Consider the following 13886-nt stretch of genomic DNA (forward strand, 5'->3'; position numbering starts at 1 on the left):
CACGACCGGAACGCGAACCCCGGCCGGCGCTGCCGGCTCAGGGTGCGGGCTGGGCCTGGTGCGGACCGGACCGGGCACCGGGTTCGCGGTGGAGGGCGCCGACCGCGTCCGGGTCCGACCAGAAGCCCGTGAGCAGGTCGACGACGGCGGGCGCGGCCTCCAGCAGGGGAGCGACGTGCCCGGCGCCGGGCAGAACCGCCCAGCCGCCTCGGGGCAGTCGGGCGGCGGCGGCCGCCGCGTCGTCGGGGGTCCAGGTCGTGTCGTCGGCGCCGGCGGCGAACAGCGTGGGTGCGGGGACCGAGGTCAGGGTCGGGGTCAGGTCCTGCCGGTCGAGGCTCGCCGAACGGATGGCGCGGGCCATTCCTCCCCGCTCGGGGCCGGAGAAGGCCTCGGCGACGAGGGCGATCGCCTCGGGATCGGCGGCCGCGCCCAGCAGCGCCGTGGTGAGGGCGCCGAGCACGGGGCGTACCGGGCCGACGGCACGGTACAGCGGGACGAGCAGGTTGATCTGGCGTCGTTCCGGGGCGGTCAGCGCGTGGACGGGCGCACCGATGGTCGCCAGGCTCCGCAGGTGCCGGGGGTGGGCGGCGGCGAAGGTGATGCCGACGTGTCCGCCCCATGCGTTGCCGACCCAGTCCACCGGCTCGTCGATGCCGAGGTGTTCGAGGACGTCGAGCGCGGCGCCGGCACAGTCGTCGAGGGTGAACAGGTGCTGCGGAGCGGCGCTGCGGCCGTGGGCCGGGCCGTCGACGATCACCAGTCGGCGCGTGGCGGCCAGCTGCTGCCTGACGCGCACCCAGGTGGTCGAGTCGACGAAGAGGCTGTGCCACAGCAGTGCCGGCGGGCCGGATCCGATCGTCTCGACGCTCAGTGGCCCGAGCCGGGTGGGGACGGACTCGACTGCACCGGGCGAAGGCCGGTCCATGGTGCCCTCCAAAAACGTTTCGGTAGCCGAAGCTTCGGTACCCGAAGTATCCTTCGGTGCTATGCCCTCGTCAAGCGATCTGCCGGTCGACCGTCTCGCCATCGGTCAACTCCTGGTCCGCCTGCTCCGGGAGTTCAGGACCGAGATGTTCGCCCCCGCCGCCGCGCGGGGCTACGCCGATCTCCGGGAGCCGCACCTGCAGATCTTCGGCAACGTCGGTGTGGACGGGATCCGCCTGACCGACCTCGCCGCGCGGGCGCAGTTGAGCCTGGCGGCGACCTCGGAACTGGTCAACGAGCTGCAGGAGCTCGGCTACCTGGAGCGCCGCCCCGACCCCGGCGACCGGCGGGCGAAGCTGATCTTCCCGACCGGGCGCGGCCGCCAGGCCCTCGACGACGCCGGCGGCCGGGTCGCCGAGATCGAGCAACGCTGGTCCGAGGCTGTGGCACCGGGGGACTTCACGGCGGCGTGCCGAACCCTGCAGCACCTGCTGGACGCCCTCACCGGCGCGCAGGACGACCACGGGCCGGCGCCCACGTCGTGAGTCCCCGCGCCGTCGGTGACCCCACAGGTCAGCCGGGGTTGCCCGCGCCCGCGAAGGGGACGTGCGCCGAGTGGGCCGCCTGCTTGCCGACGGGGTGCTGCCACAGGCCCTGGGCCTGGAGCTTGGGCAGGACGCCCTCTCCGAACCAGTACGCCTCCTCCAGGTGCGGATAGCCGGAGAGGACGAACTCCTCGATGCCGAGGGCCTGGTACTCCTTGATGCGTTCGGCGACCTCGTCGTGGCTGCCGACCAGCGCGGTGCCCGCGCCGCCGCGCACCAGGCCGATGCCCGCCCAGAGGTTGGGGTGGATCTCCAGGCGCTCGCGGCTTCCGCCGTGGTGCAGGGCGAGCATGCGCCGCTGACCGTCGGACTCGCTGCGGGCCAGCCCCGCCTGGATGGCCGCGACGCTCTCCGGGTCGAAACCGTCCAGGATGCGGTTGGCCTCGGCCCATGCCTGCTCGGAGGTGTCACGCGTGATGACGTGCAGTCGGATGCCGAAACGCAGGGTGCGGCCCTGTTCGGCCGCCAGTCCGCGGATCCACGCGATCTTCTCGGCGACCTGGGCGGGCGGCTCGCCCCACGTCAGGTAGACGTCCACGTACCTGGCGGCGACCTCGCCGGCGATCGGCGAGGAGCCGCCGAAGTACACGTCGGGAACCGGGTCGGGCACCTGGGCGAGCTGCGCGTTCTCGACCTGGAGGTGCTCACCGCGCATGTCGACGGACTTGCCCTCCCACAGTCTCCGCACGATGTCGAGGAATTCACCGGTGCGGCGATAGCGGGCGTCCTTGTCGAGGAAGTCGCCGTAGGCCCGCTGCTCGTGGCTCTCGCCTCCCGTGACGACGTTGAGCAGCAGCCGTCCGCCGGTCTGGCGCTGGAAGGTGGACGCCATCTGCGCGGCCAGCGTCGGCGAGACGAAGCCGGGTCGGAAGGCGACCAGGAACTTCAGGCGTTCCGTGTTCTGGCTGACCATGGCCGTGGTCAGCCAGGCGTCCTCGCACCATGCGCCGGTGGGGGTCAGCGCGCCGACGAAACCGAGGTCCTCGGCGGCACGGGCGATCTGGCTCAGATAGGCGACGGTCGGCGGCCGGTCGCGCCCGGACCGGGTGGCCGGGGTGCCGTGGCCGCCGCCGACGACATGGCGACTGTCGCCGTTGGTGGGCAGGAACCAGTGGAAGGTGAGGGGCACGTCGGGTCTCCGATCGAGGTCGTCCGTCACAGCAGGCCGTGCCGGGGCGGCTTGGTGCCGTTGAGCACGTAGCGGCCGATGTGCTGGACCTTCCAGCGGGCCGGGTCGTGCAGGGTGTGGGTGCGGGCGTCCCGCCAGTGGCGGTGCAGGCCCAGGGAGTCGAGTGCCGAGCGCGTGCCGGAGACCTCGAAGAGCGCACTGGCGACCTCCACGGCTGCCTCTCCCGCCGTCACCTTGGCCGCGGCCACCGCGATCGACGCCTCGGCCGCCGAGTCCTCGGTCAGATCGGCCCGGGCGGCGTCCACGGCCCGGGCAGCGGCGTCGAGCAGCGCGTCGCAGGCCCGCACCCGGATCGCGAGTTCGCCGAACCGCTGGATCAGCAACGGGTCCTGTGCCGCTGTCTCGTGCCCCTCGTCGACGCTCTCGAACCACGGCCGGCTCTTGGTGCGGACGAACTCCGCCGCCTCCCCCAGCGCGCCGAAGGCGATACCGGCGTCGATGGCGGCGTGCAGCAACTGAGCCATGGAGCCGTGGAGTTGAGGACCCTGGAAGGTGAGGTGGTGCGGCACCACCCGGTCCGCGGGGACGGGCACCGACTCCAGCCGGACCGTGCCGCTGGCGGTCGTGCGCTGCCCCATGCCGTTCCAGTCGTCCACGACCGTCACACCGGGCGCGTCCCGCGGCACGTACGCCACGTGCAGGTTCTCGTCCTCGCCGCGGGCGAGGACCGGAATCCAGTCGGCGAACAGGGCCCCGGTGGAGTAGTGCTTGACACCGTCGAGTACGTACCCCCCGTCCGGGAGGCCTACGAGCCGTGTACGGATGTCCTGCACGTGCTTAGTGCCCGCCTCGGACTGCGCGTTGCCGAACCGTTTCCCCCGCAGCACCTCGCCGAAGAAGAACTCGTTCTGCTCGCGAGTCCCCTGCCGACGCAGCACATTGACATACACGAAGTGGCTCTGCGGGATCTGGGCGAGGCTGGCGTCGGCGGCGGCCAGTACCCGCAAGACCCGGGCCAGCGTCTCCGCGCTGACGTCCGCACCGCCGAACTCGGCGGGCACCGTCACCGCGAGGAGACCGGAGGCGGACAGCCGCTCCAGCTCCGCCTCCGGAAGCCGGCGCCGCGCGTCGCGCTCGGCCGCGCCCTTGCGGAAATCCGCGGCCAGTTCGGTCGCGACGGCGAGGGCCTGGGCGTCGCCGGTGATCACTGCCGCGTCGCTCATGCGGTGGCCGCCAGCAGGGTGGGGCGCCCACCGAGCGCACGCGAGAACTGGTCCGTGACCTGGGCCAGTGCCTCGGCCGGGGCCGGCGCGACGTTCAGCGTGCCGTCGGCGTCGACGGAGATGTCCTTGTCGAGAGTGAACCAGCCCGGTGTGATGTGTCCCGCGCCCATGGAGCTCAGTACGGGGCGGAGCGCGTAGTCGATGGCCAGCACATGGGCGGTGGTTCCGCCGGTGGCCAGCGGCAGGACGGTCTTGCCCGCGAGCGCGTACTGCGGGAGCAGGTCGAGCAGCGACTTCAGCAGTCCGGAGTAGGCCGCTTTGTAGACGGGTGTACCTACGACGACCCCGTCCGCCCGCTGGAACGAGCCGACGGCCTCGACGATCGCCGGATGACCTGTGTCGGCGTGCAGCAGTGCCTCGGGCGGGAGCGAGCGGACGTCCAGCGGTATCACTTCGTGGCCCTGGGCCCTGAGCCGGTTGTCCAGGTGACGCAACAGGTGCGCGGTGCGCGAGGTGGCGGAAGGGCTTCCGGAGACGGACAGGACGGCGGCCATACGGGGACCTCTCACGGATGTCGGATGCGGTCGGCGAGTGGTGCTGGTGGTGACGGCGAGTGCGCCCGCCCCGGTGGCACGAGCCGATGTCCGGCGGGTCCCGCCGGCTCGACCACGCCGCCGCTCACGACCGGCACCCGGTCGGCGAATGAGCGAAGGCGCGAAAGCGCGCGAGCAGGTGAATGCGGTGATCTGAATTCAGGCCTGCCACAACGGCGGCCCTGTGCAGGCCTTCATCGCGACGGCGAACGGCCCCGGGTGGGCATCATGAACACAAGCCCGCGCGTGTGCGAGGGTTTCCCTCGGGTGCGCTCAAGCCGAACGGCGACAGCGGGCGCTGGAGACACGCCCGAGATCTACGTGGCGTCGCCGCGTGAGCTCCTGTCGCTTCATGCCATCGATACAACCAGCGTCGAGTCCGGCCGGTCAAGAATGCCCGGAGCGGATTCCACATGCTGAGAGTCGGTATTCACGAGGCCGTGACAGGGTTTCCCTTGAACTCGACGCGGTGAGGTCGGCAGTCTCCAGTGGTGCGCATCGAACAGCTGGAATACATCGCCGCCGTGACACGGCTCGGGTCGCTGCGGCGCGCCGCCGAGGAACTGCACCTGTCCCAGCCCGCGCTGAGCGAGACCGTGCGCAACCTGGAGCGCGAGCTCGGCGTGGACCTGCTGGAGCGCAGGCGGACCGGGGCGAGGATCAGCGACGAGGGCGCGGAGTTGCTGCCGCACATCATGAGTGTGCTGGACGCTGTCGACCGGCTCCGCGACGCTGCGGGCGACCAGCACCGCATCAGCCGCATGGTCCGGCTCGGCACGGTCAACACCGCCACTGTTCCATTGCTCATCCCGACCGTGCGCGAGTTCCGGGCCTCGCACCCGGTCACCCAGGTCGAGGTGGTCGGCGCACAACAGGCGGACATCCACCGCGGACTACTGGAGGGCGCGTTCGACCTGGGGATGGTGAACCATCTCCAGGGCGACGACATGCCGCCCGGCTTCGAGGCCACCGAACTCCTGCGGGGGCGGCCCGTGGTGTGCGTGCGCCCCGACAGTCCTCTGGCGGCCCTGGAGGCCGTGGACGCGGACACCCTGCTCGCCGAGCCTCTGATCGTGATGCGGTCCGGCTACGTCATGCACCGCTTCGTGCACCGTCTACTGGGCGGCCGGACACCGGCCTTCTCGTACTCCACCGACGGGGCGGAGATGGGCAAGCTGATGGTCGCCGAGGGTCTGGGGGCCACGGTGCTCCCGGATTTCAGTGTCATCGGCGACCCGCTGGAGCGGCACGGTGTGATCACCGTACGGCCGCTCGCGGGCGACGCGACGGAGGTGCTGCTGGTCCTGCTGCGCCGCCACTCCGGTTCCGTCCCGCGGGCCGTTCGTGATCTCCACGAGCTGTTCGTGCGCAACGCCGCCGGGTACGACGCCTCTCCGTGAGGCGCCGTGGTTCCTGTCACGGGCATGCGGACGGCCCACAAGGGTATCCGCGCCGAAGTGCCGCAACAATAGGCGTCTACACTCTCCCCGCAACGGCCCGCGCGACCGTGGCCGAGAGCGGGCAGCTTCTGCCAGACCCGAAGGGTATTCGGCGTTTTGATACGGATAGACTCAGTTACCAAGCGGTACCCGGACGGCACGGTGGCAGTCGACCGGCTCTCACTCGAGATACCGGACCGCTCCATCACCGTCCTCGTGGGACCGTCGGGCTGCGGCAAGACCACCACGCTCCGAATGATCAACCGGATGGTGGAACCCAGCGAGGGATCGATTCTCCTCGACGGTGTCGACATCCGGGAGCAGCCCGTCAACACCCTTCGCCGGTCGATGGGTTACGTCATCCAGAACGCCGGGCTCTTCCAGCACCGCACCATCCTGGACAACATCGCCACCGTGCCCCGGCTGCTCGGCTGGGACAAGCGGCGCGCGCGGGCCCGGGCCGCGGAGCTGATGGAGCGGGTGGGGCTCGACACCTCGCTCGCCAAGCGCTATCCGTACCAGCTGTCGGGCGGCCAGCAGCAGCGCGTCGGCGTGGCGCGGGCGCTCGCCGCGGACCCGCCGGTGCTGCTGATGGACGAGCCGTTCTCCGCCGTCGACCCGGTGGTCCGCAAGGGCCTTCAGGACGAGCTGCTGCGGATCCAGGACGAATTGGGCAAGACCATCGTCTTCGTCACCCACGACATCGACGAGGCCATCAAGCTCGGCACGACGGTCGCGGTGCTGCGCACCGGCGGCAGGCTCGCCCAGTTCGCACCGCCCGCGGAACTGCTGTCCGCCCCGGCGGACGAGTTCGTCGAGGACTTCCTCGGCGCCGACCGCGGCATCCGCCGGCTGTCCTTCTTCTCCTCCTCGGAACTGGAGTTGAGGAGCGAGCCCGTCGTCGCCGTGGACGCCGCCGCCGAGCAGATCGCCGCCCGCACCACCGCGGACGTGCCCTACCTGCTCGTCACGGACTTGGACGGCAGGCCGCTGGGCTGGAGCGAGCCCGGTGTGCTCACCGCGGGGACGATCGATCCCGGTCGCCTGCTGCCCTTCGGGCGGCCCTTCGAGCACGGCCGGGAGTCGCTGCGGGCCGCGCTCGACGGCGCCGTGCTGTCGCCGACCGGCTGGGCCGTCGGCGTGGACGCCACCGGCCGGGCGGTCGGCGTCGTCTCGCAGCGGGCCATCGGCGAGGCCATCCGCACCGCCCACGCCCGGGTCCACGAGACGGGCGAGGTCCGCGCCGGAGCCGAGGCCGCCGGATGAGTGGCTTCTTCGACATCCCGAGCGACCTCCAGCACAGCTGGTTCGGCCTGATCGGACTGCATCTGCGCGAGGCCCTGCTGCCGGTGCTGGCGGCCCTGGTGATCAGCCTGCCCATCGCGCAGCTCTGCGTCCGCTACCGCTGGGTCTACGCCCCGACGCTGGGCGTGACGACCGTGCTGTACGCCATCCCGTCACTGGCCTTCTTCGTCGTCCTCATCGACTACACCGGCCAGACCGAACTGACCGTGATGATCCCGCTCGCCGTGTACAGCCTGGTGGTGCTGGTCCCGGCCATCGTCGACGGCGTCCGCTCGGTGCCGCAGGAGACCTTGGCCGCGGCGACCGCCATGGGGTTCGGGCCCGTACGCCGTTACGTCCAGGTGCAGCTGCCCATCGCGGTGCCCGCGATCATCGCGGGGCTCCGGGTCGCGACCGTTTCCAGCATCAGCCTCGTCAGCGTCGGCATGCTGATCGGCAACCAGGGCGCGCTGGGCAACCTGCTCAACGACGCGCAGATCTACCACCGGCCCGAGCTCGCGGTGAACTCCGTGGTGACGACGGCCGTGCTGGCGGTCGTGGTCGACGCGGTCCTCGTCGCCCTGCGCCTGCTGCTGACCCCCTGGATGCCGAAGGAGAGCGCGGCCCGGTGAACGTACTGCACTTCATCAACGCCTTCTTCAGCGACAGCGCCCACTGGCACGGCTACGACGGCATCCCCACCCGCGTCGTCGAGCACATCCGGTACTCCCTGGAGGCGCTCGCACTGGCCGCCGTCATCGGGCTGCCGATCGGCCTGGTCACCGGTCACTACGGACGCGGCGGCAACACCCTGGCCATGACCGCCACGGCCGCCCGGGCACTGCCCACCTTCGGCCTTCTCGTGCTGGTGGTCACCTGGCTGGGCTTCGGCCTGGGGCCGGTGATGATCCCGCTGGTCGTGCTCGCCGTCCCGCCGATCCTGGTCACCACCTACGAGGCGGTCCGCTCCGTCGATCCCTCGTCGGTCGACGCGGCGCGGGGCACCGGCATGCAGGAGTCACGGATCCTCTTCACCGTGGAACTCCCGGCCGCGCTCCCGCTGATCCTGAGCGGACTGCGCTCGGCCGCGATCCAGATCGTCTCCACGGCCACCATCGCCGCGTACGTGGGCCTGGGCGGGCTGGGCCGGTACATCATCGACGGCCTCTACCAGCGCGACTACGAGAAGGTCGTGGGCGGAGCCACGCTGGTGGCCGTGATGGCACTGGTGACGCTCGGGGTCTTCTGGGCGATCGCACGGCTCACGGTGTCCCCGGGAGTGCGCCGCGCCGTCTGACGCGCGCGGCGGTGCGGACCGCGGGCCCGGGGCGATCCACCATCGCCCCGGGCCCGTCCGCCTGTTCCGTGCCACGGCTCAGCCGCCGGTGCGCTCCAGCGCCAACTCCAGCACCACGAGTAGCGCGTCCCGCACGGAGCCGCGCTCGCGGGCGTCGAACACGACGACCGGTACGTGCTCGGCGACGTCCAGCGCCCAGCGGACCTCGTCCAGCGTGTGCTCGACGCGTCCGTCGAAGGCGTTGAGCGCGACGGCGAAGGGGATCCGCCGGTGCTCGAAGTAGTCGACGGCCGCGTAGCAGTCGTCCAGGCGGCGGCTGTCGACGATGACGAGACCGCCGACCGCGCCCTCCACGATGTCGTCCCACATGAAGCCGAACCGCTCCTGCCCGGGCGTGCCGAACAGGTACAGCTTCAAGGTGGGGTCGATGGTGAGGCAGCCGAAGTCCATGGCCACCGTGGTCGTGGTCTTGCGAGGCGTCTGGCTGAGGTCGTCCACGCCGGCCGCCACCTCGGTGATGGCGGCCTCGGTGGTCAGCGGCTCGATCTCGGAGATGGAACCGACGGCGGTGGTCTTGCCCACGCCGAAGCCGCCCGCGATCACCATCTTGACCGGCAGCGGCGGTCGTACGACGGCCTGCGCGGCCGGGCCGGCGCCGAGGAGCGGTTCAGTCGGTGTCACGGAGTACCCCCCGGGAGTCGGGGACGGCCCGCAGGCCATCGATAACCCTTCGCAGGACGGACGCGTCATGGGTGGCACCGGTGTCCGGCACATGGACCGTGAGCTGTCCCGCGGCGCGCAGGTCCTCGGCGAGGACCCGCACCACGTTCAGATGCAGCCGCAGCCGGGCCGCGAGTTCCGCGATGGACTGCGGCTGCCGGCAGGCGGCAACGATGTCGTGCTGCTCGAAGGCGAGCTTGTCGAGCGTCTTGAGCCCGGCGGCCGTGGCCACCACCTGGGTCTCCACCGGCACCGGACGGCCGGACGCGGGCGCCACCCGGCCGGCCGTGAGGAGGAACGGGCGCACGGCAGAGGCGGGGCCGACCGGCTCGGGGGCCGGGGGCGTCACGCCGTCCTCGCCGGCCGGTGTGCGGCCGTCCGCCATAAGTCGTGTCTTCCTCTCCGGACCGGGGGGACGGCCGGTCAGCGGGCCGACGCGGCGCCGACGGTGTTCTTGAGTTCGAGCACCAGCTGCGGGCTGAGCGCGGTGCCGGCGCGGTTGGCGAACAGCGTCATCTCGTAGGCGATGTTGCCGAGTTTCGCCTCCTTGTCGGTGACGACGCCGAGCACGGCGCCGCTGCCGATCGCGGAGACGATGACGTGGCCGCCCTCCAGGTCGATGATGACCTTGTTCAGGCCGCCCAGGCCGTAGTTGCCCGAGGCGCCCGCGGCCAGGCTGGTGATGCCGGAGACGATGGCGGCCAGCCGCTCGGAGTGAGCGCGTTCGCGCAGCTCCGACACGGCGATGAGCAGCCCGTCGGAGGAGACGGCGATGGCGTCGACGACGCCGGCGGTCTCCGTGGCGAAACGGTTCAGCAGCCAGTTGAAGTCGGCTGCGGCGGCCTGCAGGTCGGTCGTCGGAGTGTCACCTGTCGGCGTGCTCACTGCTCGGCTCCTTCTGGGAGGTCGTTCGGGCGGTGCGTGGTCCCGGTTCCGGGGTCCGCACCGGTGTCGGTGCGGAGGTCTCCTATGGCGTGGGTTCCGGTGTCGCTGTCGCGGTGGGCACGCTCGACGGCGGCCTCGAACTCCTCCAGCGCGGACCGTACGGCCTCGGCGTCCGCGGGTTGCGCGGGTGCGTCCTGGAGGCCCGCCTGCTCGGCGGCCGCACCGGTGGTCGTCCGCAAGGTGGCACCGCGGACCCGGCGGCGCAGGCCGGGCTGGCCGGCGGAGTCGTCGGCCGGTGTCTCCTTCCGGGGCCCGGGCACCAGCGGACGCTGTCCACCGGATCCGCTCGCCTCGCGCCGGGGGACGCGCCGTGGGAGCGGCGTCCCTTCCCCGGTGGCGGCCGCAGTGGTGGCGGCGGCGTGCGGGCCCGTGGACGGGACGACGTCCGCGACGGGGGCGGCGGCTTCAGGGTCCGGCGCGGGCTGCGGGCCACTGCCGGCCGGGCTCGTCGCCGGGGCGCCGGAGCCGCCCACCGCGCTCATGCTCAGGAGCAGCGTCGCCGGGATCGCGACCTCGGCGGTCACACCGCCGCCCGGGGTACGGGAGAGGGTCACCCCGACCTCCCAGCGGCGCGCCAGCGTCCCGACCACGAACAGGCCGAGCACCTTCGTCGGGACCAGGTCCAGGCGCTCGCGGCGGATGAGCCGGGCGTTCTCCTCGGCGAGGCGTTCTGCGCTCATGCCGAGGCCGTGGTCGGCCACGGCGATCAGGGCGTCGCCGTCGCCGGAGCGCACGGTCACCTCGACGGGGCTGCCGACCGGGGAGAAGGAGACGGCGTTCTCGACGAGTTCGGCGACCATCAGCGTGAGGTCGCCGATGATGTCCGGCTCGACCATGGACTCGGTCTCGGCGTACAGCCGCACCCGCTGGTAGCCCTCGATCTGGCCGAGCGCGGCCCGCACCACGTTGGTGAGCGCGGTGGGACCCGAGTCCAGGACGGTCTCCCGGATGCCCGCCAGCAGCATCAGGCTGTCGGCGTTGCGGCGCAGGCGCACGGCGATGTGGTCGATGGAGTACAGGCGCTCCAGGAGTGCCGGGTCGGTCTCGCCCCGTTCGACCGCGTCGATCAACGCGAGCTGACGAGTCGTCAGGTTGCTGACCCTGCGTCCCACGTTGCCGAACATCTCGGCGACGTTGCGGCGGCTGAGCACCTGGCGGGCCAGCAGCGCGGTGGCGGTGGTCTGCACCTGGTTGAACGCCTGGGCGAGCTCGCCGATCTCGTCCCGGGCCGTGACGGGCACCTCGCGCACGCGCGGCGGTCCGGTGTCCTCGGTGTCGTCGTCGGCCACCCGGGAGAGCTCGCGGCTGGTGGCGGCCGAGACCTCCTGCGCGGCCGCGGTGAGCGCCTGCACCGGGCGGACCACCGACCGGCGGACCACGACCGAGAGCGCCAGCCACACCAGGAAGCCGAACAGCGCGACGGCGAGCAGCAGCGCGGCCCGCCACCACGCGTCGCCGGAGGCGTCGTCGGCGCGGTCGGCGATCTGGTCGATGAGCGAGGAGGTGATCCTCAGCCGGTTCGCCGCCTGCGCGGGGTAGGCCGGGTAGTCCGTCAGCGCGCCCCGGAACGCCCGGTGGATCTCGGCCGGGGTGTCGGCCTGCAGGGAACTGGGGTCGATCTGGAGCTCGGCGTAGGCCTGCGCGATCCGGCTCTGCGGGTCGCTGTGCTCGATCCCGGAGAGCTCGTCGGACTGATCCTCGGTGGCGAACCGGGCGAACCGGTCGGCCTGGTAGGCGTACAGCTGGTACGAGCCGACCGCGGCGTTGAACTCGATGAGGGCGTTGGCGTCACCGGTCGTCGCCGAGAACACGCTCGTCTCGAAGGAGCTGTGCGCGGCGTCCGCGCGCAGCAGGGAGTCCAGCAGGTTGCCCGTGAAGGTGGCCGCGAGCGCCGCGTTGCGGTCCAGGCCGAGGCCGTCGATCAGCCCCTTGGCCACGCCCGTGTAGGCGGGGTCGATGTTGTCGGCGGGCAGGTAGCTCTGCTCCACCGTCTCGCGCAGGCTGGTCAGGCCCTCGATCTCGCGCAGGGACTGCGCCTCGGTGTCCGGCAGCCGGTCACCGAAGGCCCGGCGCACCGTCGCCACCTGGGCGTCCACCGATCGCTGCGCCGTGCGGTACGCCTCGATCGAGGGCCGTTCGCCGCGGCCGGCGGCCTCGTACCGCACCGAGAGCAGGATCGCCTGCTGGTGCTCGGCCTCCACCCGGTCCGCCAGTGCCGCCACTTGGGCGCTGTCGCGGACCAACTGGGCCGCGGACGCCGCGTCCCGCGCCCGTCCCACCTGGTCGGCGATGAGGTAGGTGAGCAGCACGGCCACCACGGCCAGCGGGACACCGACCAGGAGGTTGAGCTTGCGCCGGAAGGGCCAGCGGTCGGCGAACCCCAAGGGCCCGTCGCCCCGCGGCGGGGCAGCCGGGCGGGTGGGTACGTCCACCTGCACCGTGGACACCTGGCCTCCTTCATGGGGGTGTGGTCGATGATGCGCGACGACATCGAAGCGGCCCCCGCACACAGCTGTGGCCGATGCAACAGCGGTGAATGTATCGCGCCTTCGAAGCTGCGTTCGCCACGCCCCATGTCAAGAGTTCGTTACAAGGCGACCGTCCACTCTTCACATTTGTGCACCAAGGAGGCCAATCGGCGATCCGAATGCTCTTGACTGACGGGGAACCGGCTGGATTGGATCAGGATCGTACGTGTCCCCGCACGCCGCACGCCCTGCCACGACCCAGCCTCCACCAACCTCAGAGTCCGGAACGGGAATTGTGACTTCTAACGCGAAGAGCACCAGGTCAAGCACGCGAAACCGCGGCGTGGCCGCCGTCGCACTCGCCGCCGCCGCGGCACTCGTCGCCGGGTGTTCGTCGTCCTCCGACGACAAGTCCGACAACCCGCTCTCGGAAGGCAAGGCCAGCGGCAACAACGTCGTCGTCGGCTCCAACAACTTCGCCGAGAGCATCCTGCTGGCCGACATCTACGGCGAGGCCCTGAAGGCCAAGGGCATCAACGTCACCTACAAGCCCAACATCGGCAGCCGTGAGACCACCTACGGCCTGCTGAAGAACGGTTCCATCACCGTCCTGCCCGAGTACAACGGCGCGCTGCTGGCCTACCTCGACAAGGACGCCACGCCCAAGACGGTCGAGGAGACCACGGCCGCCATCGGCGGCAAGCTGGACCCCAAGCTGACGCTGCTCGACCCGGCTCCGGCGCAGGACAAGGACTCGGTCACGGTGAACGCGGCGACGGCCGCGAAGTACAAGCTCACCGAGGCGTCCACGATCGCGGACCTGAAGGACATCGCCAAGGACCTGGCCATCGGGGCCTCCCCCGAGTTCCAGACCCGGCAGCAGGGCCTGGTGGGCCTGAAGGACGTGTACGGACTGGACTTCAAGTCCTTCAAGGCGCTGGACGCGGGCGGCCCGCTGACCGCGGCGGCGCTGACGAAGAACACCGTTCAGGTGGCGGACATCTTCACCACGGACCCGACCATCGCCAAGGAGAAGTTCGTGGTCCTCCAGGACCCGAAGAACCTCTTCGGGTTCGAGAACGTGCAGCCGCTCGTCTACAAGTCCGGGCTGGACCAGAAGGGCGTCGACGCGCTGAACGCGGTCTCCGCCAAGCTCGACACGGCGGCCCTGCTCGACCTGGACACCCAGGTGCAGTCGCAGAGCAAGGACCCGCTGGACGTGGCGCAGGCCTGGCTGAAGTCCGTCGGTCTCGGCTGAC

Annotated in this window: 14 protein-coding genes; 6 read left to right on the plus strand and 8 right to left on the minus strand. The window is 71.4% G+C overall.

Annotated elements, in window-relative coordinates; all coding sequences use genetic code 11:
- Positions 1-37 precede the first annotated feature (37 nt).
- Positions 38-925: an alpha/beta fold hydrolase gene (locus ACFYXS_RS32240; protein ID WP_389254585.1), complete on the minus strand. Its 888-nt coding sequence runs from the start codon at positions 923-925 to the stop codon at positions 38-40.
- Positions 926-986: 61 nt separating this feature from the next.
- On the opposite strand from ACFYXS_RS32240, the gene ACFYXS_RS32245 reads away from it, so the two are divergent.
- Positions 987-1469, plus strand: coding sequence for a MarR family winged helix-turn-helix transcriptional regulator (locus ACFYXS_RS32245; RefSeq protein ID WP_389254587.1), 483 nt, complete (start codon positions 987-989; stop codon positions 1467-1469).
- A 28-nt stretch (positions 1470-1497) separates the two neighbouring features.
- Here the strand turns inward: ACFYXS_RS32245 and ACFYXS_RS32250 are convergent, their stop codons facing one another.
- The 3 genes from ACFYXS_RS32250 to ssuE are packed head-to-tail and all read right to left on the minus strand — an operon-like array spanning position 1498 to position 4435.
- Positions 1498-2658, minus strand: coding sequence for an LLM class flavin-dependent oxidoreductase (locus ACFYXS_RS32250; RefSeq protein WP_389254589.1), 1161 nt, complete (start codon positions 2656-2658; stop codon positions 1498-1500).
- Between the two features lie 26 nt (positions 2659-2684).
- Positions 2685-3881 (minus strand): SfnB family sulfur acquisition oxidoreductase, encoded by a 1197-nt coding sequence (locus ACFYXS_RS32255; protein WP_389254591.1) that lies wholly within the window; start codon positions 3879-3881, stop codon positions 2685-2687.
- On the minus strand, positions 3878-4435 hold the full coding sequence (gene ssuE, locus ACFYXS_RS32260; RefSeq protein ID WP_389254593.1) for an NADPH-dependent FMN reductase: 558 nt from the start codon (positions 4433-4435) through the stop codon (positions 3878-3880). Before ssuE ends, ACFYXS_RS32255 begins: the two co-directional genes overlap by 4 nt.
- A gap of 530 nt (positions 4436-4965) precedes the next feature.
- Here ssuE and ACFYXS_RS32265 point away from each other — a divergent pair.
- From ACFYXS_RS32265 to ACFYXS_RS32280, 4 genes are all read left to right on the plus strand, one after another.
- Complete coding sequence (locus tag ACFYXS_RS32265) at positions 4966-5874, plus strand: LysR family transcriptional regulator (protein WP_389254595.1); 909 nt, start codon at positions 4966-4968, stop codon at positions 5872-5874.
- A 156-nt stretch (positions 5875-6030) separates the two neighbouring features.
- The gene (locus tag ACFYXS_RS32270; RefSeq protein ID WP_389254598.1) at positions 6031-7179 is read left to right on the plus strand and encodes an ABC transporter ATP-binding protein; all 1149 of its coding nucleotides are present in this window, start codon (positions 6031-6033) and stop codon (positions 7177-7179) included.
- On the plus strand, positions 7176-7829 hold the full coding sequence (locus ACFYXS_RS32275; protein WP_319662426.1) for an ABC transporter permease subunit: 654 nt from the start codon (positions 7176-7178) through the stop codon (positions 7827-7829). Before ACFYXS_RS32270 ends, ACFYXS_RS32275 begins: the two co-directional genes overlap by 4 nt.
- Positions 7826-8494 (plus strand): ABC transporter permease, encoded by a 669-nt coding sequence (locus tag ACFYXS_RS32280; RefSeq protein ID WP_389254600.1) that lies wholly within the window; start codon positions 7826-7828, stop codon positions 8492-8494. Before ACFYXS_RS32275 ends, ACFYXS_RS32280 begins: the two co-directional genes overlap by 4 nt.
- Positions 8495-8572: 78 nt before the next feature.
- On the opposite strand, the gene ACFYXS_RS32285 is transcribed toward ACFYXS_RS32280, so the two are convergent.
- Genes ACFYXS_RS32285 through ACFYXS_RS32300 form a run of 4 tightly spaced genes read right to left on the minus strand, consistent with a single transcriptional unit; the run spans position 8573 to position 12606 of the window.
- Positions 8573-9175, minus strand: coding sequence for an ATP/GTP-binding protein (locus tag ACFYXS_RS32285; protein WP_389254602.1), 603 nt, complete (start codon positions 9173-9175; stop codon positions 8573-8575).
- Complete coding sequence (locus ACFYXS_RS32290; protein ID WP_389254604.1) at positions 9162-9599, minus strand: DUF742 domain-containing protein; 438 nt, start codon at positions 9597-9599, stop codon at positions 9162-9164. The genes ACFYXS_RS32285 and ACFYXS_RS32290 overlap by 14 nt, the downstream gene beginning before the upstream one ends.
- A gap of 38 nt (positions 9600-9637) precedes the next feature.
- Positions 9638-10099, minus strand: a complete 462-nt coding sequence (locus ACFYXS_RS32295) for a roadblock/LC7 domain-containing protein (RefSeq protein ID WP_319662430.1) — start codon at positions 10097-10099, stop codon at positions 9638-9640.
- A complete protein-coding gene (locus tag ACFYXS_RS32300; protein ID WP_389254606.1) occupies positions 10096-12606 on the minus strand; it encodes an ATP-binding protein in 2511 nt (836 codons plus the stop codon). The genes ACFYXS_RS32295 and ACFYXS_RS32300 overlap by 4 nt, the downstream gene beginning before the upstream one ends.
- A 316-nt stretch (positions 12607-12922) precedes the next feature.
- Between ACFYXS_RS32300 and ACFYXS_RS32305 the strand changes: the two genes are divergently transcribed.
- Positions 12923-13885: an ABC transporter substrate-binding protein gene (locus ACFYXS_RS32305; RefSeq protein ID WP_389254608.1), complete on the plus strand. Its 963-nt coding sequence runs from the start codon at positions 12923-12925 to the stop codon at positions 13883-13885.
- The last annotated feature ends 1 nt before the right edge of the window (position 13886 follow it).

Source organism: Streptomyces sp. NPDC002574, from assembly GCF_042889545.1.
GTDB lineage: Bacteria > Actinomycetota > Actinomycetes > Streptomycetales > Streptomycetaceae > Actinacidiphila.

What these genes read in the sequence shown, in the direction of transcription:
- ACFYXS_RS32245 (WP_389254587.1), top strand. Translation starts at nt 987, where the DNA reads ATGCCCTCGTCAAGCGATCTGCCGGTCGACCGTCTCGCCATCGGTCAA.
- ssuE (WP_389254593.1), bottom strand. Translation starts at nt 4,435, where the DNA reads ATGGCCGCCGTCCTGTCCGTCTCCGGAAGCCCTTCCGCCACCTCGCGC.
- ACFYXS_RS32240 (WP_389254585.1), bottom strand. Translation starts at nt 925, where the DNA reads ATGGACCGGCCTTCGCCCGGTGCAGTCGAGTCCGTCCCCACCCGGCTC.
- ACFYXS_RS32290 (WP_389254604.1), bottom strand. Translation starts at nt 9,599, where the DNA reads ATGGCGGACGGCCGCACACCGGCCGGCGAGGACGGCGTGACGCCCCCG.
- ACFYXS_RS32255 (WP_389254591.1), bottom strand. Translation starts at nt 3,881, where the DNA reads ATGAGCGACGCGGCAGTGATCACCGGCGACGCCCAGGCCCTCGCCGTC.
- ACFYXS_RS32275 (WP_319662426.1), top strand. Translation starts at nt 7,176, where the DNA reads ATGAGTGGCTTCTTCGACATCCCGAGCGACCTCCAGCACAGCTGGTTC.